This is a genomic window from Propionibacterium acidifaciens (assembly GCF_003798325.1).
Lineage (GTDB): Bacteria > Actinomycetota > Actinomycetes > Propionibacteriales > Propionibacteriaceae > Propionibacterium > Propionibacterium acidifaciens.
In genome coordinates this window covers 2,699,144-2,720,558 of the sequence record NZ_CP033719.1, presented here as the reverse complement: position 1 = coordinate 2,720,558, position 21,415 = coordinate 2,699,144, and the positions used below count along the sequence as shown (strand labels likewise).

The 21,415-nt window shown below is 72.9% G+C and carries 17 protein-coding genes and 2 tRNA genes; 3 read left to right on the top strand and 16 right to left on the bottom strand.

Features of this window, described 5'->3' with window-relative positions; genetic code table 11:
• Positions 1 to 17 precede the first annotated feature (17 nt).
• From EGX94_RS11625 to EGX94_RS11610, 4 genes are all read right to left on the bottom strand, one after another.
• A complete protein-coding gene (locus tag EGX94_RS11625) occupies positions 18 to 908 on the bottom strand; it encodes an NAD(P)-dependent oxidoreductase (protein WP_021798219.1) in 891 nt (296 codons plus the stop codon).
• A gap of 52 nt (positions 909 to 960) precedes the next feature.
• Positions 961 to 2,388: a four-carbon acid sugar kinase family protein gene (locus EGX94_RS11620; RefSeq protein ID WP_028706556.1), complete on the bottom strand. Its 1,428-nt coding sequence runs from the start codon at positions 2,386 to 2,388 to the stop codon at positions 961 to 963.
• A 228-nt stretch (positions 2,389 to 2,616) separates the two neighbouring features.
• Entirely contained in the window at positions 2,617 to 3,315 is a 699-nt protein-coding gene (locus EGX94_RS11615) for a FadR/GntR family transcriptional regulator (protein WP_021798224.1), read from the bottom strand.
• A gap of 63 nt (positions 3,316 to 3,378) precedes the next feature.
• Positions 3,379 to 4,137 carry an HAD family hydrolase gene (locus tag EGX94_RS11610; RefSeq protein WP_192962658.1) on the bottom strand — a complete coding sequence of 253 codons (759 nt, stop codon included), beginning with the start codon at positions 4,135 to 4,137 and terminating at the stop codon, positions 3,379 to 3,381.
• 132 nt (positions 4,138 to 4,269) lie between these two features.
• On the opposite strand from EGX94_RS11610, the gene EGX94_RS11605 reads away from it, so the two are divergent.
• Complete coding sequence (locus EGX94_RS11605) at positions 4,270 to 5,322, top strand: alcohol dehydrogenase catalytic domain-containing protein (protein WP_021798221.1); 1,053 nt, start codon at positions 4,270 to 4,272, stop codon at positions 5,320 to 5,322.
• 20 nt (positions 5,323 to 5,342) lie between these two features.
• Here EGX94_RS11605 and EGX94_RS11600 read toward each other — a convergent pair whose 3' ends face one another.
• From EGX94_RS11600 to EGX94_RS11560, 9 genes are all read right to left on the bottom strand, one after another.
• The gene (locus EGX94_RS11600; protein WP_021798222.1) at positions 5,343 to 6,464 is read right to left on the bottom strand and encodes a 6-phosphofructokinase; all 1,122 of its coding nucleotides are present in this window, start codon (positions 6,462 to 6,464) and stop codon (positions 5,343 to 5,345) included.
• Between the two features lie 33 nt (positions 6,465 to 6,497).
• The gene (gene thrC, locus EGX94_RS11595) at positions 6,498 to 7,949 is read right to left on the bottom strand and encodes a threonine synthase (protein ID WP_021798223.1); all 1,452 of its coding nucleotides are present in this window, start codon (positions 7,947 to 7,949) and stop codon (positions 6,498 to 6,500) included.
• A gap of 58 nt (positions 7,950 to 8,007) precedes the next feature.
• Positions 8,008 to 9,285, bottom strand: a complete 1,278-nt coding sequence (gene clpX, locus EGX94_RS11590) for an ATP-dependent Clp protease ATP-binding subunit ClpX (protein WP_028706559.1) — start codon at positions 9,283 to 9,285, stop codon at positions 8,008 to 8,010.
• 194 nt (positions 9,286 to 9,479) lie between these two features.
• Positions 9,480 to 10,142, bottom strand: coding sequence for an ATP-dependent Clp protease proteolytic subunit (locus tag EGX94_RS11585; RefSeq protein ID WP_021797202.1), 663 nt, complete (start codon positions 10,140 to 10,142; stop codon positions 9,480 to 9,482).
• A gap of 8 nt (positions 10,143 to 10,150) precedes the next feature.
• The gene (locus EGX94_RS11580) at positions 10,151 to 10,756 is read right to left on the bottom strand and encodes a ClpP family protease (protein WP_028706560.1); all 606 of its coding nucleotides are present in this window, start codon (positions 10,754 to 10,756) and stop codon (positions 10,151 to 10,153) included.
• A gap of 155 nt (positions 10,757 to 10,911) precedes the next feature.
• Positions 10,912 to 12,009 carry an AI-2E family transporter gene (locus EGX94_RS11575; RefSeq protein WP_021797201.1) on the bottom strand — a complete coding sequence of 366 codons (1,098 nt, stop codon included), beginning with the start codon at positions 12,007 to 12,009 and terminating at the stop codon, positions 10,912 to 10,914.
• A gap of 223 nt (positions 12,010 to 12,232) precedes the next feature.
• A complete protein-coding gene (tig, locus tag EGX94_RS11570) occupies positions 12,233 to 13,684 on the bottom strand; it encodes a trigger factor (protein WP_021797203.1) in 1,452 nt (483 codons plus the stop codon).
• A 222-nt stretch (positions 13,685 to 13,906) separates the two neighbouring features.
• A tRNA-Gly gene (locus EGX94_RS11565) sits at positions 13,907 to 13,977 on the bottom strand.
• A gap of 301 nt (positions 13,978 to 14,278) precedes the next feature.
• Positions 14,279 to 14,351: transfer RNA gene (locus EGX94_RS11560), tRNA-Pro, on the bottom strand.
• A gap of 356 nt (positions 14,352 to 14,707) precedes the next feature.
• Here EGX94_RS11560 and EGX94_RS11555 point away from each other — a divergent pair.
• Entirely contained in the window at positions 14,708 to 16,114 is a 1,407-nt protein-coding gene (locus tag EGX94_RS11555; RefSeq protein WP_123826347.1) for a hypothetical protein, read from the top strand.
• A gap of 35 nt (positions 16,115 to 16,149) precedes the next feature.
• Positions 16,150 to 17,433 carry a GNAT family N-acetyltransferase gene (locus EGX94_RS11550; RefSeq protein ID WP_123826345.1) on the top strand — a complete coding sequence of 428 codons (1,284 nt, stop codon included), beginning with the start codon at positions 16,150 to 16,152 and terminating at the stop codon, positions 17,431 to 17,433.
• Here EGX94_RS11550 and ligA read toward each other — a convergent pair.
• The 3 genes from ligA to EGX94_RS11535 form a co-directional block, all read right to left on the bottom strand.
• Positions 17,424 to 19,625, bottom strand: a complete 2,202-nt coding sequence (ligA, locus tag EGX94_RS11545; RefSeq protein WP_021798771.1) for an NAD-dependent DNA ligase LigA — start codon at positions 19,623 to 19,625, stop codon at positions 17,424 to 17,426. The two genes, EGX94_RS11550 and ligA, sit on opposite strands and share 10 nt — an antisense overlap.
• A gap of 36 nt (positions 19,626 to 19,661) precedes the next feature.
• Positions 19,662 to 20,417 (bottom strand): hypothetical protein, encoded by a 756-nt coding sequence (locus EGX94_RS11540; RefSeq protein WP_021798767.1) that lies wholly within the window; start codon positions 20,415 to 20,417, stop codon positions 19,662 to 19,664.
• Positions 20,418 to 20,625: 208 nt separating this feature from the next.
• Positions 20,626 to 21,252 (bottom strand): mycothiol-dependent nitroreductase Rv2466c family protein, encoded by a 627-nt coding sequence (locus EGX94_RS11535; protein WP_028706562.1) that lies wholly within the window; start codon positions 21,250 to 21,252, stop codon positions 20,626 to 20,628.
• Positions 21,253 to 21,415 lie beyond the last annotated feature (163 nt).

Sequence of the window (21,415 nt, the reverse complement as noted above, 5' to 3'; positions counted from 1 at the left end):
GGACTGCCGAGGGCATGTCACCGGTCCGCCGACGGGGCGATCACCCTGATCACCGAGGAGTCGTCGCAGGCGCCCAGGCCGCGGGCCCCGCCCTGGATGTAGAGCTGCTCGGCGGCTGCCGCCACGGGCGTCGACAGCCCGACGGACCGGGCGGCCGAGGTGACGATGCCCATGTCCTTGACGAAGATGTCCAGACGGCTGCGCACCTCGACGGTCTCCTCGTCGTAGGCGCGAAGCATGCGGGGGCCGCGGTCGCCCAGCATGAAGGACTCGGCCGCGCCGCCCATGAGGGCGACCATCGTCCGGTCGAGGTCCAGGCCCATGGCGCGGGCCAGGGCGAGCGCCTCGCCGGCAGCGGCGATGTGCACGCCGCACAGCAGCTGGTTGACGGTCTTCATCGCCTGGCCGTCGCCGGGCGCTCCGCCGACCCTCACGAGGGTGGAGCTCATGAGCTCGAGCACGTCGTGCACGGCGTCCCACGCCTGCTCGTCGGCGCCGACGACGACGAGCAGGTCCCCGGTGCCGGCTCGGGCGGAGCCACCCGAGACCGGGGCGTCGACGAGTCGCAGGCCGAGCCCGTCCAGCCGGGCGGCCGCCTCTTTCACGGGCTCGCGCCCCACGGTCGAGGTGAGGACGACGGCGGAACCGCGCCGCATGACGGACGCGACGCCGGCGTCCGAGAAGAGGACCTCCTCGAGCTGGGCGGGGTTGCGCACGGCGATGAGCACGACGTCGGCGTCCCGCACCGCCTCCCCGGCGTCGGCGGCGCCCCGGAGGCCGGCCTCGGCGGCCAGCGCGGTGCGCTCGGGGCTGATGTCGAATCCGGTGACGGCGAACTCGCGGGCGAGGTTGGTCGCCATCGGCAGGCCCATGGCGCCGAGCCCGAGCACGGCAACGGTGGTGGTCATTGTGATCCCCTTCGATCGGTTCGTGGATGTGTTCAGGTTCACCGGGTGCACGTCACAGGGATGCCTGCAACGTGTCGACGACGTCAGCCAGCGACCGATCGTCGCCGACATTGCCCGGGAAGACGATGTAGGGGATGCCGCGGGCCGGCCCGTCGACGGGCTCCCACAGCGAGACGATGCCCGGCAGCATCTGCCCCCGGGCGATGGCCCTGCGGATGCCCAGGCCGCGGGAGGCGACGTCCGAGGAGGTGATGCCGCCCTTGGCGATGACGAAGCGCGGGGCCCTCGCCTCGAGCACGCGGCTCACGACCTCGACGACGGCGTCGGAGACGGCTCGGGCGATGCGCAGCGAGTCGTCCGGATCGGCGCCGGTGACGAGCCGTCCGCTGCAGCGCACGACGACGGTGCCCCGCCTCAGGTCCTCGACGGCCGAGGCGACGACCCCGTCCAGGTGCGCGACCCGGGTCGCCCCGTCGAGCACCTCGGGCACCTCGACGACCGTCTCGGGGATCGCGTCGCGCTCGCGCAGGGCGTCGACCTGACGCCGGGTGAGGCCGACATGGGAGCCGACGACGACGAGCCCCCCGGTGGTGTCGGAGGCCACGGCGCCGGGCGCGGGCCGGCACTCGGCGGGGCCGAGCGGCGCTCTCGTGGCCTGGCCGATGCGAGCTCTCACGAAGGGCGGGCCGACGCGGTAGATGAAGCGGTGCCCGAGGTCCTCGGCGCGCGCCAGATCGAGGGCCAGGAGCCGTAGGTCGTTCTCCTCGAGGCAGTCGACGACGATCGGCTGGCCGTCGTGCGCGCCGGTCAGCGCGACCACGACGGCATCGGGGTCGGTGCGCAGCTCACCGATGCGGATGCGGATGACATCGGCGGCCCTGCGGCGTCCGCCGGACTTCTCCTCGACCCACTCGGCGAGGTCGGACGCCCGGTATCCGAAGGTCGCGTCGGCGGCGAACTCGCTGTCGCCGACCGGCACGAAGCCTGTGGCGACGCCGCCCGCGTAGTGCACGGAGTCGATGGTGACGCGGCCGGCTTCGGGGAAGGCCGGCACGATGACGACGCCGTCGGTACGCCGGCCGTGCTCGGACAGGACGGCCGCGATGGTGTCGGGCTCGAGGGGGTAGTGGCCGCGCAGCGTCGAGTCCGAGCGCGAGACGAAGGCCGCCTCGCGTCCGGTGAGCCGGGCTGCCTCGAGACCGTTGGCGACGGCCTCCCGGTTGACCCGCTCCGCGTCGGCCGGGTCGAGGCTGCGGGAATTCGTCATGACGTAGACGGCGAGCGCATCCGTCGCCAGGCCCCACTCGAGGTCCTCGATCCCCCACGAGGTGATGACGGGAAGATCGGACACCGACTGGGTGCCGGTCGGGTCGTCATCGAGGACGACGAACGCCGGGCAGCCTGCCCGGGCGACGTCCTCGGCGGAGATGGCGGGCCCGTCCGGCAGGCCCCTGATCAATTCGTCCCACGAGATGCTCACGGCAGACACCCCTTTGCGCTCAGACCTCTGATGAGTTGTTCCGACACTAACCCACTCACGAACGCGATGGCAAGGGCCCTGCCGATCAGGGACGGGGTCCGTCGCATGACCCACTCGCGAATGCGGTGGTGAGGAAGCCCCCGACGAGGACGAAGCCGGACGGAGAGAACCCGTCCGGGGCGCGACGGCCTTGCGGGCCCCTTCGGCCGGGCCCAACGGAAGGACCGATCAGCCGGCGTCGGCCCGGGCGACGGCGTCGCGCGCCGTCTGGTCCATGTGGGCGCTCATGGCCCGCTCGGCCGCCCGCGGGTCCCCGGCGGCGATGGCGTCGAGGATGGCGCGATGATGGCCCATGGCGCGCTCGCGCACCTCGCTGCTCGCCGAGGTCTCGGCGCGACCCCGTTCGAGCAGGCCGCGCAGCGGCTCGTAGACGGTGAAGAGGAAGGGGTTCCCCGCAGCCTGGAGGATGTGATCGTGGAAGTCGAGGTCGGCCGTCGTGGCCCTCTCGGCGTCCCCGGCCTCGTGGTGGGCACGGAAGTCCTCGAGATCGCGTCCGAGGCGGTCCACGTCGGTGCGGGAGCGCCGTTCGGCGGCGAGGCCCGCGGAGCCCACCTCGATCATCCGACGGATCTCGACGAGCTGCCCGGCGATCTCGCTCCAGCTCGAGGTGCGCGAGCGGAGAGCGACGATGCTGCCCAGGTCTGTCCACCTGCCCGGCGGGTTGACGAAGGTGCCGCGGCCGTGGACGGGCCGGAGCACTCCCCTACCCGTCAGCACGCGCACGGCCTCGCGCAGCGTCAGGCGCGAGACGTCGAGGGTGCGCGCCAGCGCGGCTTCGGCGGGCAGTGCCTCGCCCACGGGGGCTCGACCGCTCACGACCATGTCGAACAGCGCGTCGACCGTCGCGCTGACCCTGCTCGCCGACATCGTTCCTCCCAGGGGATCGGGACCGGACGCGGGAAGTCTATTGGATCGGCGACACCGGCCCGCTCAGCGGCCGGCGCGCTCGATGAGCAGCCGGTCGAGGTCGGTGACGACCCGTTGACCGGCCGGGGCCCCGCCGCGCCGGGCCCGGTCGAGCCAGCAGGACTGCAGACCGGCCAGGGCCGCTCCCCCGGCGTCGCGCAGGGAGTCGTCGACGTACCCGGTCAGCGCCGGCTCGGCGCCCAGCCGCTCGCAGGCCGCGCGGTAGGCGGCCGGGTCCGGTTTGCCGGAGCCGAGCCGGTCGGACGAGAGCACGAGGGCGAAGCGGCCCGCCAGTCCGAGCCGGTCGACCTTCATGAGGGTCATCCGCTGGGCCGAGTTCGACAGCACGGCGACCGGGACGCCGGCCGCGTCGGCCCGGTCGATGAGGCCCAGGGCGTCGGGCCAGGGCGCGCACGCCGCGGCGAAGGCCGCCCGGTAGACCGATTCGAAGCGGTGCAGACGCTCGTCGTCGAGCCGCTCGCCCAGACCCGCCGCCATGTCGCCCAGGCGCCCGCGGCGCATCGTCTCGAAGTCGATGTGCCCACTCGAGAAGCGGTCGAACCATCCGGCGCGGTCGGCCACGTAGTCCTCGATACGGCGCCCGCGCTCCTCATCGTCCAGCTGCGGCCACAGCTCCTCCGTCGCCCGCCACAGGCCGGTGCGCATGGCCGGGCCCGTCCTGTTGATGGTGTCGTCCATGTCGAGGACGAGGGCGCTCACGGTGAGCGTCACGGAGCACGACTGCGGTGCGGCGCTCTCGGGCGGTGCGGGGCTCTCTGTCACGCCCCTCAGCATAGGGGGACGGTCCCGCCCGGAGGGCCGGCGTGACCGTGGACGGTCCGGCGCGATGCCGGCCGGCCACGCTAGCGTCGGAGACGTCCTCCCTCATCAGGGCCGCGATCAAGGAGTCCCCACATGCCCACGACAGTCCAAGGAGTCGTCTCACGAACCAGGGGCGCGCCGGTCGAACTGCTCGACGTCGTCGTCCCCGACCCGGGCCCGGGCGAGGTCGTCGTCGACGTCGCCGCCTGCGGCGTCTGCCGCACCGACCTGCACTACGCGTCGGGCGCCGTCGGCGACGACTACCCGTTCCTCCTCGGCCACGAGGCGGCCGGCACCGTCGCCGCCGTCGGCGAGGGCGTCACGCACGTACGGGTGGGCGACCACGTCATCCTCAACTGGCGGGCCGTCTGCGGGCCAGTGCCGGGCCTGCCGCCGGGGCGAGCCATGGTACTGCTTCGACACCGCCAATGCGGCCCGTCCGATGAGGCTCGCCGAGGGCACCGGGCTCACCGCCGCCCTCGGCATCGGCGCGCTGACGCCCCGGACGCCCGTCGCGCAGGGCCAGTGCACGCGGGTGGACCCGTCCGTGCGCCCCGAGGTCGCCGGCCTGCTCGGCTGCGGCGTCATGGCCGGACTCGGGGCGGCCCTCGGCACCGCCGCCCTGCGCCGCGGCGAGCAGGTGGCCGTCATCGGCCTGGGCGGGTCGGCACGGCCGCCCTGCTCGGCGCCAGACTGGCCGGCGCCACCGGGCCCATCGCCGTCGACACGGACCCGCGGAGGTTGGCGCTGGCCTCCGGTCTCGGCGCCACCGCGACGATCGACGCCAGCAGCACCGACGTCGTCGATGTCGTCATCGACGCGCTGGGCACCCCGACCACCTGGACGCAGGCCCTCTACGCCCGGGACCTGGCCGGCCGCCTCGCGCTGGTCGGCGTGCCCGACCCCGACGCGCGGATCGACATCCCGCTCGCCGACGTCCTCAGCCACGGCGGTTCGCTCCGGTCGAGCTGGTACGGCGACTGCCTTCCCGAACGTGACGTGCCGATGCTGCTCGACCTCCACGCACAGGGCCGCCTCGACCTCGACGCCTTCGTCTCCGAGACGATCGGCCTCGACGAGGTGAACGAGGCCCTCGCTCGGATGGGCACCGGGCAGGCGCTGCGCTCGGTCGTGGTCATGGGCTGAGGACGCCCCGCCCTCCGGGCTCAGTCGCCGAAGCCGGTGTTGACCTCCTTGGCCGCCCGGATCCACGGATGATCGGTGGGCACGTAACGGACCCTCCCGGCGACCTCCTCGAGCGGGACGGGGACGGCCTGCTCGCCCTTCGCGGCGACCATGACGCCGAAGACCCCCTGGCTGACGAGGTCGGCGCCGGCGGTGCCGAGCAGGGTGGCCAGCTGGCGGTCGCGGCCGCACGGGATGCCGCCGCGCTGGACGTAGCCGAGAATCGAGACCCTCGACTCCAGGCCGGTGGCGGCCTCCAGCTGGGAGGCCAGGGCGAAGGTGTGGGCGCGGTGTGAGGCCTCGACGGCCCGGCGGTGCTGCTTGGCGGCGTCGCGGCCCTCCGGCGAGTCGGCCTCCTTGACCAGCGCCTCGGCGGCGGCCAGCTCGGCGGCGTCGGCCACGGAGCGCGCGCCCTCGGCGACCGCGATGACCGAGAAGTTGCTGCCACCCGCGCGTCGGCGCTTGATCGTCTCGGCGATCGACTCGACGTTGTAGGGCACCTCGGGCAGCAGGATGACGTCGGCGCCCCCGGCGATCCCGGCGCCGAGCGCGAGCCATCCAGCCCGGTGGCCCATGATCTCCGTGAGGATGATGCGGTGGTGGCTGTGCGCGGTGGAGTGCAGCCGGTCGATGGCGTCGGTGGCGATCTCGAGGGCCGTCGCGAAGCCGAAGGTCCGGTCGGTGCCGACGAGGTCGTTGTCGATCGTCTTGGGCAGCGTCATGACGTTCATCCCGGCGTCGGACAGGCGCTTGGCGTTCTTGGCCGTGCCGCCCCCGCCGAGGCAGACGAGCGCGTCGAGCTCGTCCTTCTCGTAGTTCTTCCTGATCGTGTCGATCATGTTGCGCGGTTTGCCGTCCACCATCATCTTGTGGACCTTGTCGCGGCTGGTGCCCAGGATCGTGCCGCCGACGGTGAGGATGCCCGACAGGGCCGCCGAGTCGAGCTCGATGAAGCGGTTCTCGGCCAGGCCGCGCATGCCGTCGCGGAAGCCGATGAGCTCCATGCCGTGGGTGCCGATGGCGGCCTTGCCGAAGCCGCGGATGGCGGCGTTCAGGCCGGGGCTGTCGCCTCCGGCGGTGAGGATCCCGACACGCATCGTCATGATCGTCTCCTTTCTCGGTGGGTGGCGGCCCGTTCAACGGACCAGGTTCGGCAGGGACCCGACGGTGTCCACGACGAGCCGCCTGAGGGCCTCGACGTCGTTCGGCAGGTCGACGACCCGGCGCGGCCCCTCCTCGACGCCGGCGAAGCGCTCGGGGACGGGCGGCCGGCAGCCGATGGCCTCCTCGATCGTCGCGGCGAACTTCACCGGCAGGGCGGTCTCGAGAACGACGACGGGTTCATCCGCCACGTACTGCTCGGCGACCGTGACGGCGTCGGCGGTGTGCGGGTCGACGAGGACGCCGTGCTCGCGCCAGAGACGGCCGATGGTGGCGACCCGGTCGGCGTGGGTCGACGAACCGGAGACGAAACCATAGCTGGTGCGCACCGCCTCGAACTCGGGGGTCCCGGAGATGTCGAAGGAGCCGCCCTCGGCGACCGCGTCGAAGAGTTCCCGGACCCTGGCGCCGTCGCGGCCGTACAGGTCGGCGATGAAGCGCTCGAAGTTGGAGGCCTTCGAGATGTCCATGCTCGGCGAACTGGTCGCCCAGGTCTGCTCGGAGCTGCGCGGACGGTAGACGCCGGTGCGGAAGAACTCGTCGAGGACGTCGTTCTCGTTGGTGGCGAGGATGAGGCGACGGATCGGCAGCCCCATGGAGCGGGCGACGTGGCCGGCGCAGATGTCGCCGAAGTTGCCGGTCGGCACGGCGAAGCTGATCTCCTGCCCCGGCCCGTCGGTGACGCGCAGCCAGCAGCTGACGTAGTAGACGACCTGGGCCACCAGGCGGGCCCAGTTGATCGAGTTGACGGCGCCCAGGTGGTACTCGGCCTTGAAGGCGGCGTCGGCGTTGAGGGCCTTGACGAGGTCCTGGCAGTCGTCGAAGACGCCGTCGACGGCGACGTTGACGATGTTCGCGTCGGTGAGGGAGAACATCTGGGCCTGCTGGAAGGGCGTCATGCGTCCCGCCGGGGTGAGCATGACGACGGCGATGCCCTCGCGCCCGCGCATCGCGTACTCGGCCGAGCTGCCGGTGTCGCCGCTTGTCGCGCCGACAATCGTCATCCATGAGCCGCGGCGCGCGAGCTCGTACTCGAAGAGCTCGCCGAGCAGCTGCATCGCCATGTCCTTGAAGGCCGCCGTCGGGCCGTTGGACAGGTGGCCGAGCCACAGCGGACCGTCGCCGATGCGGCTGACCGGGACGATCCGCGGATCGGAGAACTTCCCGCCGGTGTAGGCCGCGGTGGTGAGGCGCTCGAGGTCGGACGCGGGGATGTCGTCGAGGAACAGGCCGATCATCCGGGCCGCCAGGGCCGCGTAGCCCTCGGCGGCGAGCAGCCCGCGCCACTGCTCGAGCGTCCCGGCGTCCAGCCGCGGGTACTCCTCGGGCAGGAAGAGGCCGCCGTCGGCGGCGAGGCCTTCGAGCAGGATGTCGCAGAACGGCTTGGCATCGTCGGCGCCCACGGCGCGGGTCGAGAGATAACGCACAGGTGCAGGCTACCGGTCGCCGCTGTGCCGCACCCCCGGGCCCGTCCGCGTCGGCCGGTCAGGCCGCCGGCTCGCCGGCCCGGGCCCGCGTGACGAGCCGCGGCGGCGCCTCGCCGCGCACCGCGTCGCCGGTGATGACGACCTGGGCGATGTCGTCGCGACTGGGCACCTCGAACATGACGTCGCCGAGGGTCTCCTCGAGGATGGCGCGCAGCCCGCGCGCCCCGGTGCCCCGCTCGATGGCCTTCTCGGCCACGGCGGCGATGGCGTCCGGCGCGAACTCCAGGCAGACCCCGTCGAGCTCGAAGAGCTTGGTGAACTGCTTGACGAGGGCGTTGCGCGGCTCGGTGAGGATGCGGCGCAGAGCCGTCTCGTCGAGCCGGGGCACCGTGGCGACGACCGGCAGCCGGCCGATAAACTCGGGGATCAGCCCGAAGGCGTGCAGGTCCTCGGGCCGCACGCCGGTGAAGGGGTCGACGCCGCTCGGGCGGCGCTTCACGTCGTCATTGGTGAAGCCGACCGACCGCCTGCCGACGCGCTCGGCGATGATGTCCTCGAGCCCGGCGAAGGCGCCGCCCACGATGAACAGCACGTTGGTGGTGTCGATCTGGATGAACTCCTGGTGCGGGTGCTTGCGCCCGCCCTGGGGCGGGACCGAGGCGACGGTGCCCTCGAGGATCTTCAGCAGCGCCTGCTGGACGCCCTCGCCCGAGACGTCCCGGGTGATCGAGGGGTTCTCGGACTTGCGCGCCACCTTGTCGATCTCGTCGATGTAGATGATGCCCGTCTCGGCCTTCTTCACGTCGAAGTCGGCGGCCTGGATGAGCTTGAGCAGGATGTTCTCGACGTCCTCGCCCACGTAGCCGGCCTCGGTGAGGGCCGTGGCGTCGGCCATGGCGAAAGGCACGTTGAGCATGCGGGCGAGGGTCTGCGCCAGATAGGTCTTGCCGCAGCCGGTGGGCCCGATGAGCAGGATGTTCGACTTGCCGAGCTCGACGTCCTCGGAGGCGGCGTGCTTGGCGCCCTCGACGCCCGTGCCGGCGTTGAGGCGCTTGTAGTGGTTGTAGACGGCCACCGCGAGCGCCTTCTTGGCGTCGTCCTGGCCGATGATGTACTGGTCGAGGAATTCGCGGATCTCGACCGGTTTGGGCAGTTTCGAGGGGGCCTCGGTCTCCTCGCTCTGGGAGAACTCCTCCTCGATGATCTCGTTGCACAGGTCGATGCACTCGTCGCAGATGTAGACCCCCGGCCCGGCGATGAGCTTCTTGACCTGCTTCTGGCTCTTGCCGCAGAACGAACACTTGAACAGATCGCTGCTCTCCCCAATGCGCGGCATGGCCACCTCCTTGCTGCACGACGCCCACGCGCCCCCGCGCATCGGGCCGGGCCGGTCAGCCCCGTCGGGTCCATTCAAGCACGCCCCCGCCCGACGGACTCGACACGGTCCATCGGAGCCCGGTCCGCCGGGCGGGCGCCCCGCGACCGGAATGCGGACAGGACCGCGGCCCTCACCCCGGTCATCCGGCCTCGTCAGTCCTTCAGCGAGGTGAGGATGTCGTCGACGAGGCCGTACTCGACGGCCTCCTCGGCGGTGAGGAACTTGTCCCGCTCGACGTCGAGGCTGATCTTCTCCTTGGGCTGGCCCGTGGCGTCGGCGAGCATCGTCTCCATGAGCTCGCGGATGCGCAGGATCTCGTTGGCCTGGATCTCCAGGTCGCTGGACTGACCGTAGCTGCCCTCGCCGCCCATGGACGGCTGGTGGATCAGGATGCGGCTGTTCGGCAGCGCCAGGCGCTGGCCCTTCGTGCCGGCCGCCAGCAGCACGGCGGACGCCGAGGCGGCCTGGCCGAGGCAGATGGTCTGCACGGCGGGCTTGATGTAGCGCATCGTGTCGTAGATGGCGGTCAGCGCGGTGAACGAGCCGCCGGGCGAGTTGATGTAGATCGAGATCGGGCGGTCGGCGTCCATCGACTGCAGGCACAGCAGCTGGGCCATGACCGCATTGGCGATGTCGTCGGTGATCGGCGTGCCGAGGAAGATGATGCGGTCCTCGAACAGCTTGGTGTAGGGGTCGACCCGGCGCACGCCGTAGCTGGTGCGCTCCTCCCACTGGGGGATGTAGTACTCGGCGCTGGGCGGGACGACCACGCCGCCGGGGGCCGGGGGCATCGCCGCGCTGAAGTCGTCAGTCATGGGAGTCCTCACTGGTTCGGCGCGTCGCTCATGGAGATCTTCGACGCGCGATCGTAGACGTGATCGATGAAGCCGTACTCCAGGGCCTCGGTCGCGGTGAACCACCGGTCGCGGTCGGAGTCCTTGGTGATCTGCTCGACGGTCTGCCCGGTGTGCCGGGCGATGAGCCCGGCCATCTCGTGCTTGAGGTGGATGGACTGCTCCGCCTGGATCTTGATGTCGGAGGCCGTGCCGCCGATGCCGCCCGAGGGCTGGTGCATGAGGATGCGGGCGTGCGGCAGCGCGTAGCGCTTGCCCGGCGTGCCGCCGGACAGCAGGAACTGGCTCATCGAGGCGGCCAGCCCGAGGGCGACCGTGGCCACGTCGTTGCTGATCCACTGCATGGTGTCGTAGATCGCCATGCCGGAGTCGATCGAACCGCCGGGCGAGTTGATGTAGAGGTAGATGTCCTTGTGGGGGTCCTCGGCGTTGAGCAGCAGCATCTGCGCGCAGATCGCGTTGGAGTTCTCGTCCTTCACCTCGGAGCCGAGGAAGACGATGCGGTTGGCCAGCAGGGACTGATACACGTTGTCGGTCAGGCCGACGCCGCCGGTACCGGCGGCCATCGCGGGCAGCACGGGGTTCTTGACCATGTCATTCACATCGTCGAACCTACCTGGGGGCACCGGCAAACCGGAGCGGGACTCGCATGTTTTTCACTGCCGGCCGGAAGGATTGAGCCGATCCGGCTCAACTCCGGGGTCCTCGGCCAGCCGGGGGTCACCGGGGGTCAGGAGCGCTGCCGGACGGCCCCGTCGGCGTCGTGCGGGTCCGAGGCGATGAGCGCGTTGATCCAGCGGGCGCTGGGGTCGGCGTCGACGACGAGCGCCTTGACGAGCAGGGTCATCGGCAGCGCCAGCAGGGTGCCGAGGGCGCCGAGCACGGCGCCCCACACGAGCAGGGAGACGAACGAGACGGTGGGGGTCACGCCGACGGCGTCGCCGGCGAAGCGCGGCTGGATGATCGTCTGGAGGACGAAGTTGACCACGCAGTAGGCGGCGACGACGACGAGCGCCTGCTTCCATCCGAGGGAGACGAGCGCGACGAGGGCGGGCGGGACGAGGCCGACGATGAAGCCGACGTTCGGGATGTAGTTGGTGAGGAAGCTCAGCAGCCCCCAGATGATGACGCCGGGCACGCCCATGACCTGGAGGAGGACGACGTCGAGCACGGCCACGATGAGGCCGAACACGGTGGTGACGATCCAGTAGGACCGGACGCCCTGGCTGAAGGAGCGGAAGCCCGCGACGATCCGCGAGTGGGTCGAGGCGGCGATCGCCAGGCGCTGGGCGAAGCCGGCGGTGTCCATGGCCATGAAGACGAGGGCGCACACGAGGACGGACAGGCCGCCGAGGAAGCCGGTCGAGGCGGACAGGAGCGAGGTGGCCGCGTTGAGCAGGGAGTTCGGGTCGATCTTGCCCAGCGCCCCCGTGAGCGAGGCGTGGTCCAGGCCCAGGTCCGAGGCGAAGGAGATGAGCCGGTCGTACAGGGCGACGAACTGACCGGTGTACTGCGGGATCATGCCGATGATCTCGTTGACCGCCCAGATGAAGCCCGCCAGCATCAGGAGGAGCAGGACGAAGACCACGAGTGCGACGATGATGGCCGACAGGGCCGAGGGGCAGCCCCTGCGCACGAGCCAGGTGTGGAACGGGTAGACCGTCACCATGAGGTTGAGCGCCAGGAAGACCGGGCCGAAGATGCCCGAGTAGCTCCTCAGCAGCATGAGCGCGGCGAGCACGAGGACGACGCCCAGCGCGATCTGCAGGGGCCTCGGCAGCCCGCCCGCCGGGGTCCGCGCCCCGGTGACGCCATCCGTGTCGTTCATCGCATGCTCCCCCTCATCGGACGAGCGCTCAGCCTAGCAACGCCGCGGCGTCCCGGCCGGGCGGTCCACGCCGGGGACCCGGGCCGGGCCCCGTGGAGGCGGGCCGTCACCGGCGCCGGGCCGGAGCGGCACAACGCACGGACGGCACAACGCACGGACGGCACAACGCACGGGGCGCCGGCGCCCCGTGCGTTCGGAACTCGTGGCCCCGAGGACGGGCCGATCAGGCCTCGTCCCCGGCGTCGCCGTCCTTCCCGGCGTCCGCCGGGACGGCCGCCTCCTCGGTGGCATCCCCGTCGCCTGCGCCGGCGTCCTCGTCGGTCTCCTCCTCGTCGGCGAGGGTTCCGTCGTTCTGCAGGCGGGAGATCTCGACCTTCTCACCGTTGGTGTCGGTGATGGAGGCCTCGTCGACGATCATGCCGAGGGCCTTGCCGCGACGGACCTCGGCCATCCACTCCGGCATGTGGTTGTGCTCGGTCATGTGCTTGATCTCCTGCTCGGGAGACGTGCCGTTCTGCTGCGCCTTCTGGAAGAGCAGCTGGGTGAACTCCTCCTGGGAGACGCCGATCTGGCGGTCCTCGGCGAGCCTGTCGAGGACGATCTGGGCGCGCAGGCCCTGCTCGGCGCGCTCGTCGATCTGCCTCCAGAACTCCTCGGCGTTCTCCGCGTCCTCGTCCTCGGCGTCGGCGAGGTACTGCTCGACGGTCAGGCCGGCGGCGTTGAGCTGGCCCTCGATCTGCTCGTGGTAGGCCTTGACGTCGTTCTCGAGGACGGCGGGCGGAAGCTCGAAGTCGAGCCCGCCGATGACGGCCTCGAGAACCTTGTCGCGGGCCGTGCTGGCCTGGTCGAGACGGGCGAGGCGCACGAGGTTCTCGCGGACGTCGGCGACCATCTCGTCGACGGTGTCGAACTCGGAGACGAGCTGGGCGAAGTCGTCGTCGAGCTCGGGCAGCTCCTGCTCGTTGACCTTCGTCACGGTCACCGTGACATCGGCGTCCTCGTCGCGGTGGGGACCTCCGACGAGCCTCGAGGAGAAGGTCCTGCTCTCGCCGGCGGACAGGCCGACGAGGGCCTCGTCGAGGCCCTCGACCATGCCGCCGGCGCCGATGCGGTACTGCATGCCCTTCGTCTCGGCGTCAGCGATGGCCTCGCCGTCGCGGGTCGCGGACAGGTCGATGAGGACGACGTCGCCGTCGGCGGCGGCCCGGTCGACGACCTTGAGGGTGCCGAAGCGCTGACGCAGCAGCTCGACGCGCTCGTCGACGTCGGCGTCGGTGACCTCGACGGGCTCGATCTCGACCGAGACCGTCGCGAAGTCGGGCATGTCGAACTCGGGACGCACGTCGACCTCGGCGGTGATCTCCGCGACATCACCGTCGTCGAGCCTGGTCAGCTCGATCTGCGGGTTGCCCAGCGGGGCGATCTCGTGCTCGGCGACGGCGGCCGAGTAGGCGTCGGGAATGGCGTTGTTGACGGCCTCCTGGAGCACCGTGCCGCGGCCGAAGCGCTGATCGATCAGGCGCGGCGGCACCTTGCCGCGGCGGAAGCCGGGCAGGTTGATCTGCTGGGCGATCTGCCTGTAGGCCTCGTCGATCCTCGGCTGGAGATCGGCGAAGGGCAGTTCGATGGTGAGCTTCACCCGGGTCGGGTTCAATTGCTCGACGGTGCTCGGCACTGGGGACTCCTGATACATGGGACGTATGTGCGCGCCATGGCGCGGACATGCTCGTGGGCGTGCGCACGGACGCCCGCCAATCTTAGCCAGAGGGGCGATGAGCACCAAGAATCCGCTCGGGGACGGGGATCGCGACGGATGCGCCGCGGGGCGCCGCGCCCGGATCCGTTGTGCGTGCAGGTCAGCCGCCCGTGGAGGGCGCGGCCGGGCGGGCCGTGTACGAGCGAACGACGGGAATCGAACCCGCGTAGCCAGTTTGGAGGACTGGGGCTCTGCCATTGAGCTACGTTCGCGTGGCCCCGTGGGGCCGGTCGTCGACCCGGCCGAGTCCGAGCCGACGGGTCTATCGTAGCCGACGCGTCCCGGCCTGCGGCGACGCGCGCCGCATCCTCCGAGGCGCCGACCCTCCCGCGGCCCGGGCAGGGCCCGGACCGCACGGGACAACAGCACGGGCACGACGACACGGGGCACGACCCGAACGGCGCGGGGCAACGGCTCGAACCGGGTGCGGGCGCAGACCGCCGGGCACCCGTCGGCGCCGGCCCGGCTCGACGCGCCGGGGATCCGCCGCCCGGGGCGGGCCCGACGGCCCCGTCGGGGTGACCGGACTCGAACCGGCGACTTCCTGCTCCCAAAGCAGGCGCGCTGCCAACTGCGCCACACCCCGTCTGCGCCGCACCCCGCGGCCGCACCCGTGCCGGTGCGCTCCGTGCCCCGTCGCGGTGCTCCTCGTCCGGCGGGCGCGCGGTCGCGCCCCCGGTGCGCGCACAGCAGAAGACTACCGCACGACGCCGCCCGGGCCCGGGCGCCGACGGGGCCCACGGGCCGTCCCGGCGCGGGCCGGCGCCCACCTCGGCGCGGGTCCACGGGCCCTGGGGGCACCGCGCTCCCCGTCCCGCCCCGCGACGCCGCTCGCGCGGGAAGCGCGGGCGTCACCGCCGACTCGTTCATCGTCTACTTCGTGTCCATCGTCTACTTCGTGCGACGCCGCTCGCGCGGGGGCGCCGCGCATAGGGTGAGGTGATGAACGCGACGAGAGCACCGGGAACGGCGGCGGGGGCGCTGGACTGGGAGCACCTGCGTCTGGACTGCACGACCGCCCGGGTGCGCGTCACGGATCGCGAGCAGGACCGCCCCGTCGGCACGGCGACCCTCACGATGGGCCCGCCATGGCGCCCCGGAGGGCTCGTCGTGGACGCCGACGAGGCGACCTGGCGCTGGAGCTCGCCGGACGCCGACGCACGGCTCCGTCTGACGGCCGACCAGACGCTCAGCGCCCGCCTCACGATCACCGCCCGCGGCGCCGACGCCGCGGTGGAGGGGCCGGTCGTCGGCTGGCGCGGCGCCTTCGCCTGCCCGGCCTGGCCGGGCGGGGGCACCGGCCTCGCCCTGCTGGACGAGCGCCCCTCCGACGGGCTCGTCGTCGCGGCCGTCCAGACGCGCGGGCAGGTCCGCGCGGCGGGCCCCGGCCTGGCGCTGACGCCGGCGGGCCTCGAGCTGGCCGCCGGCCGGTCCTGGGTGAGCGCCTGGACGATCGACGTGCACCCGCACCGCGCCGGCGCGCTGGCCGCCCTGCCCGCCTGGCTGCCCCACCGGCTCGACGTGGCCGAGGGCGAGCCGGTGCGGATCGGGCTGCCCGACGCCGCGGTGAGCGGGCCCGGCACGATCTCGGCCGACGAGGAGGGCAGCCTCCTCGAGGCCGCGCCCGGGGTGCACCGCTTCACCGTCGCCGGGCCCGGGGTCGACGCCCGGCTGCGGCTCGCCTGGGCGCGGTCGGTCGACGCGACCGCGACGCGCCGGGCGCGCCGGCTCGTCGGCTCCGAGGCGCGCACGGCCGGCGCCGCGCAGGCGATGATCGTCGCATGGGCCGACGCCCGTCACGGGCTCCACCACGACCGGGCCGTCGGCTTCCTCCGGGCGTGGGCCGACGAGCGGCTGGACCGGCCCGGCTCCCCCGCCGAGGCGCTCGGAATCGTCCCCCTGCTGGCCGCCGCAGGGTCCGACCCGGACCGGCTCGGCGCGGTGGCCGAGCGGCTCTCCGCGCTGCCGCCCGCGCCCGGCCCGCTGCTGGCCTGGCTGGGGGCCGCCCCGGCGCTGGCCCGTGCCGGCGTCGCGGCGCCTCCCCCTCCGCTGGACCGCGACGACGATCTCTGCCGGATGCTCTCGGCGGCCGCGGCCCGCGAGCCGGACGCCCCGCCGCAGCTGTGGCAGGTGCTCCCCCGCCTGCACAGCGGCCTTCCCTGGTCGCTGGACCCCGGGCGCGCCGCCGACGCCGCCCTGTGCTGCGCGGCCCTGGGCCTGGCGCCCGCGGGCTGGGACATCGGCGCGCGGATGCCCTGGCCGCTGCCGGAACTGGTCGGCGCGACCCGCGCCTGGCTGTGCGCGGCCGGGCCCGACGACACGACGCTGGCCTGGCTGCTCTGGGGCTGAGCGCCCGTCCGAGCCGGGGCCGGTACCCTGTCCGGGTGATCGACTGCACCATCGAGACCATGGCGGCGACCGGCGCGCTGACCGACGACGCCCGGCGCTGGGAGCACGTCATGAGCCGGGCCTTCGGCAATCCGCCCGTCGACGAGGACGGCGCGCGGCGCTGGTGGCGGGGCCTGTGCGCCGACGGGGCCCGACTGCGCGGCGCATGGCCCACCGGGCCCGAGCCCGGCGTGGCGCGCCGCACCCCCTACGCCACCTTCGCGAGCTTCGACGGGACGATCAACACCGGCCGCGGGCACTTGGAGCGAGCCGATCTCATCACCGACGTGACGGTGCGCCCGAGCGCGCGCCGCAACGGCCTGCTCACCGCCCTCATGCGCGCCGACCTCACCGAGGCGGCCGGGCGGGGCCTGACCCTGGCGGCGCTCACCGCAACCGAGGCGACCATCTACCGGCGGTTCGGCTTCGGGCCGGCGACCGAGACGGTCGGCGCCACCCTGCGCACGGGCCCCGGCCACGGGCTGCGCGCGCCGGCACGGCCCGGCGCCGTGCACGAGCTCGACCTCGACGCGGCGCCGGAGGTCATGGACCGGGTCTTCGCCCTCTTCCACGCCGCCTCGCGGGGCTCGCACTCACGTCCGGCCTGGTGCAACGACCACGCCACCGGCGTCTGGTCGGCGCTGACCACCGGCAGCATCGAGGGCGTCCACGCCGCGGCGCACTGGGACGGGCGGGGCGCGCCCGACGGCGTCGTCACCTTCACGCTCCGGCGGGGTCCCGCCGGCGGGCACGGCGACTACGCCCTCGACGTCGAGGTGGTCGAGATGATCGCCGCGCACGAGAGCGCCGAGCTGGCCCTGTGGCGCTACCTGGCGTCCATCGACCTGGCGCGCTCGGTGAGCGCGCCCCACCTGAACCCGAACTCGCCGCTGCCGTGGGCGCTGGACGACCCGCGGCGGCTGGCCCGGACGAGCCGCGAGGACCTCACGTGGCTGCGCATCCTCGACGTGCCCGGGGCCCTGAGGGCGCGCGGCTGGGACGGCTGCGGGCGTCTCACGATGGAGGTGCGCGATCCGCTCGGCCTCAGCGGGGGCGTCTTCGCGCTCGACGTCTCGCCCGAGGGCGCCGAGGCGGCCCCGACCGGGGCCCGGCCCGAGGTGAGCCTGGGCATCGCGACGCTGGGCAGCCTCTACCTCGGGCTGGCCGATCCGGTGGCGATGGCCGCCGCCGGTCTCATCGAGGGCGACCCGGAGCGGGTCGCGGCGCTGCGCGTCCTGTTCGCCACCGACCGGGCCCCGTACAACATCACCTACTTCTGAGCCGACGGCCCCTTCCCCGCCAGCCCCGCCGGCCCCTTCTCGAGCAGCGTGCGGAAGCCCGCCTCGTCGAGGACGGGCCGGCCCAGCTCGGCGGCCCTGGCGGCCTTCGACCCGGCGCCGGCGCCGACGACGACGAAGTCGGTCCTCCTGCTGACCGAGCCGGCGGCCCGGCCGCCGCGGGCGACGATCGCCTCCTTGGCCCCCTCGCGGGTGAAGCCCTCGAGCGTGCCGGTGACGACGACGGTGAGCCCGGAGAGCGTCCGGTCGTCGACGGGCCGGCCGGGCTCCTCGTCGGCCATGCGCACGCCGGCGGCTGCCCAGGCCTCGACGATCCGCCGGTGCCAGTCGACCTCGAACCAGGCGCGCAGTGAGGCGGCGATGACCGCGCCGACGCCCTCGGTGTCGGCCAGCTCCTCGGCGCTCGCGGCGCGGATGGCCGCCATCGAGCCGAAGCGGGCGGCCAGCGCGCGGGCGGCGGCGGGCCCGACGTGGCGGATGGACAGGGCCACGAGCACCCGCCACAGCGGCTGCCCCTTGGCGGCCTCGAGGTTGGCGAGGAGCTTGACGCCGACGGCCGACAGCACCCTCCCGTCGACGACGCCGGGGGCCGGGGCGGCCCTCTCGCCGGTCAGCTCCTTGCGCGTCGCAGCGCGGGTGAAGACCTCGACCCGCACCAGGTCGTCGGCGGTGAGGTCGAACAGGCGGGACTCGTCGTCGAGCACCCCGGCCGCGAGGAGGGCTGCGGCGCCCTCGTCGCCCAGCCCCTCGATGTCGAGGGCATTGCGAGAGGCGGCCGCGCTGAGGCGCTCGCGCAGCTGGGCCGGGCAGGACCGTTGATTGGGGCAGCGGATGTCCTTGTCGGACTCCTGCTCGGGGCGCAGCTCGACGCCGCACTCGGGGCAGTGCGTCGGCATGACGAACTCGGTCTCGGCGCCGGTGCGCAGCTCGACGACGGGCCCGACGATCTCGGGGATGACGTCGCCGGCCTTGCGCAGGACGACCATGTCGCCGATGAGCACGCCCTTGCGGCGCACCTCGAAGGCGTTGTGCAGGGTGGCCATGGCCACCGTCGACCCGGCGACGCGCACCGGGTCCATGACGCCGTAGGGCGTGACGCGGCCGGTGCGCCCGACGTTGACGCGGATGTCGCGCAGCCGGGTGTTGACCTCCTCGGGCGGGTACTTGTAGGCGATCGCCCAGCGGGGGGCCCGGCTCGTGGCCCCGAGCCGGGCCTGGGCGGCAAGGTCGTCGACCTTGACGACGACGCCGTCGATCTCGTGGAGCAGGTCGTGGCGGTGCTCGCCGAAGTGGGCGATGAACTCGAGCACCGCGTCGGTGCCGGCGACGCACTCGTAGTAGGGGCTCACCGGCAGCCCCCAGGCCCGGAAGGCCTCGTAGACCCGGCTCTGGCGATCGACGTCGAGCCCGGTGTGGGCGCCGACGCCGTGGCAGATCATCGAGAGCGGGCGGCGGGCGGTGACCGAGGGGTCCTTCTGACGCAGCGAGCCGGCGGCTGCGTTGCGCGGGTTGGCGAAGACCTGCTTGCCGGCCCGCTCCAGTTCGGCGTTGAGGGCGGTGAAGTCCTCGACCGGGAAGAAGACCTCGCCGCGGGCCTCGAGGAGGGCCGGCGGGGGCGCCGGCGCGGAGGCGTCGAGGCGGCGCGGGATCGCCTCGATGGTGCGGGCGTTCGGCGTGATGTCCTCACCGACGCGCCCGTCGCCGCGGGTGGCGGCCGTGGCGAGCGCGCCGTCGACGTACTGGAGGTCGACGGCCAGGCCGTCGATCTTCACCTCGCACAGCCAGACGGGCTCAGCGCCGAGGGCCTCGACGGTACGCGCCATCCACTCGCGCAGCTCGTCGACGCTGAAGACGTCGTCGAGGCTGAGCATCTGCTGGGGATGCTCGACGGGGGCGAAGTCGGTGACCTCATGGGGGGCGCCGACGCGCTGGGTGGGGCTGTCGGGCGTGCGCAGTTCGGGGAACTCGTTCTCGAGGCGCTCGAGCTCGACCATCATCGCGTCGTAGGCGGCATCGGTGAGCACGGGGGCGTCGCGGCCGTAGTAGGCCTGCTGGGCGTCGTCGATGAGGCCGACGAGCTCGGCGTGCCGGCGCTGACGGGCGGGGCCGGCCTGGGCCGGGGCGGGGACGGTGCCGTCGGCGGGAACGGCGTCGGGCTCTTCGTCGGTGTCCATGGGGACAATCATGCCCACCGGCTCCGGCCCGGGCGCTCAGCGGTCGCCGAGGACGCCCCAGCCGGTGACCTCGCTGACGATCGTGTAGCTGGTGATGACCCGGTGCTCGGACAGCTCCTCGGGCTTGTTGAGCAGCCACTCGGCGAGGCCGTTGCGCTCGATGACGGCGACGTCGTCGGGGGCCTGCTGGATGACGAGGCGGCGGTCCTTGACCGGGACGAGGACGCCGGTGACGCCCAAGTCGATGCCCGAGTCGCGGCTCATGAGGTCCATGGCGCGCGAGGCGTTCTGGCGGCTCGTCGAGATGTAGGGGCGGTCCTGGCCGTTGACGCGGAAGACGTCGCCCTCGACGAAGAGCTTGGCGCCTGGATGGTTCTTGGCGTTGAGGAGGAAGACGCCGCCGGGGCCGACGACCATGTGCTGCGGGACGACGACGCCGCTCGCGGTGCGGGACATCTGCAGGAAGCCCCAGCGGGGATCCAGCGCGGCGAGCCGCACGAGCTCGGAGGCGAGCAGCTCGTCGGCGTCCACCTCGAGGCGCTGGGCGCGTCCGCCCCGGCCGAAGCCGAGGATGCGGTCGAGCACCGCCTGCAGGCCGCGGGTGTTGCGGCGGGCCGCGTAGTCGTCCTCGTCGACCCGCAACTGCGCCAGGAAGGCGTCCCATTCGTCGCGCGTCTCGGGATTCGGCATGGCCCGGCGCGCCGTGTAGCCGTGGGTGGCCTCGATGAAGGCCTCGTCGAACGGCTCGATCGCCCGTCGGGCGGGCCCGTACGTCAGAGTCGCACTGCTCACTCGAGTCACCTGTCCATCGGTGGGAGGAATCGGTCAAGCAAGCCCGGCGGAGGAAACCCCCCGTCGATCCCCCGTCCGGCTCGCTCAGATGAAAACACACCGATGTGGTTCATCGCGTCAGACTCGCCCGGCCCGGCGCGTGCCACGGCCATTCCATGGCCGGTGCACAGCCTCCTCACGGGATCGGGCGCGCACCCGCCCGGGGCCGTCAGTCGAGGATCGGGCCGACGGTGCGGCTGCGCTTGAGCTCGAAGAAGCCGTCGTAGGCGGTCATGAGGTTCACGCCGTCGAAGAGGCGGCCGGCCTCCTCGCCGCGGGGGGCGGGGCTGATGACGGGCCCGAACATGGCCTTGCCATTGATGTGGAGCACCGGGGTGCCGACGTCGGAGCCGACCGGGTCCATGCCCGCGTGGTGGCTCGCGCGCAGGGCCTCGTCCCACTCGTCGGTGGTCGCCCGCTCGGCGATCGAGGCGTCGAGGTCGAGGGCCTCGAGCGCGCCGCGCACGACGGCGGCGTCGCCCTTCGTCTCCCCCTTGAGGTGGTAGCGGGTGCCGAGCTCGGTGTAGAAGGCGCGCAGCCCCTCCTGGCCGTGGATCCGCTCGACGCCGATGGCGGCGCGCACGCCGATCCAGCCGCGGTCCATCTCGTCCTGGTCGGCGGGGTCGAGGTCGCGGCCCTCGTTGAGGACGGACAGGCTCATCACGTGGAACTCGGTGCGCACGGGCCGCACCGTCTCGACCTCGAGCATCCAGCGACTCGCCAGCCATGCCCACGGGCACAGGGGGTCGAACCAGAAGCCGATGGTCTGGGGGGCGGGAGTCGACGTGGCGGTCATGGACACCACTGAACCGCCTCGGCGTCCCGCGCGCAAGCGACACGTCATGCCGAGCGCGGACAACCGCCCCTGACCGGACCCTGAGCCGGGGCGCCGCGTTAGCCTTCGTGGGAGCAGGCGGTGCGGCCGGGGCCGTGCCGCCGCCACGCACCGACAGTTGGGA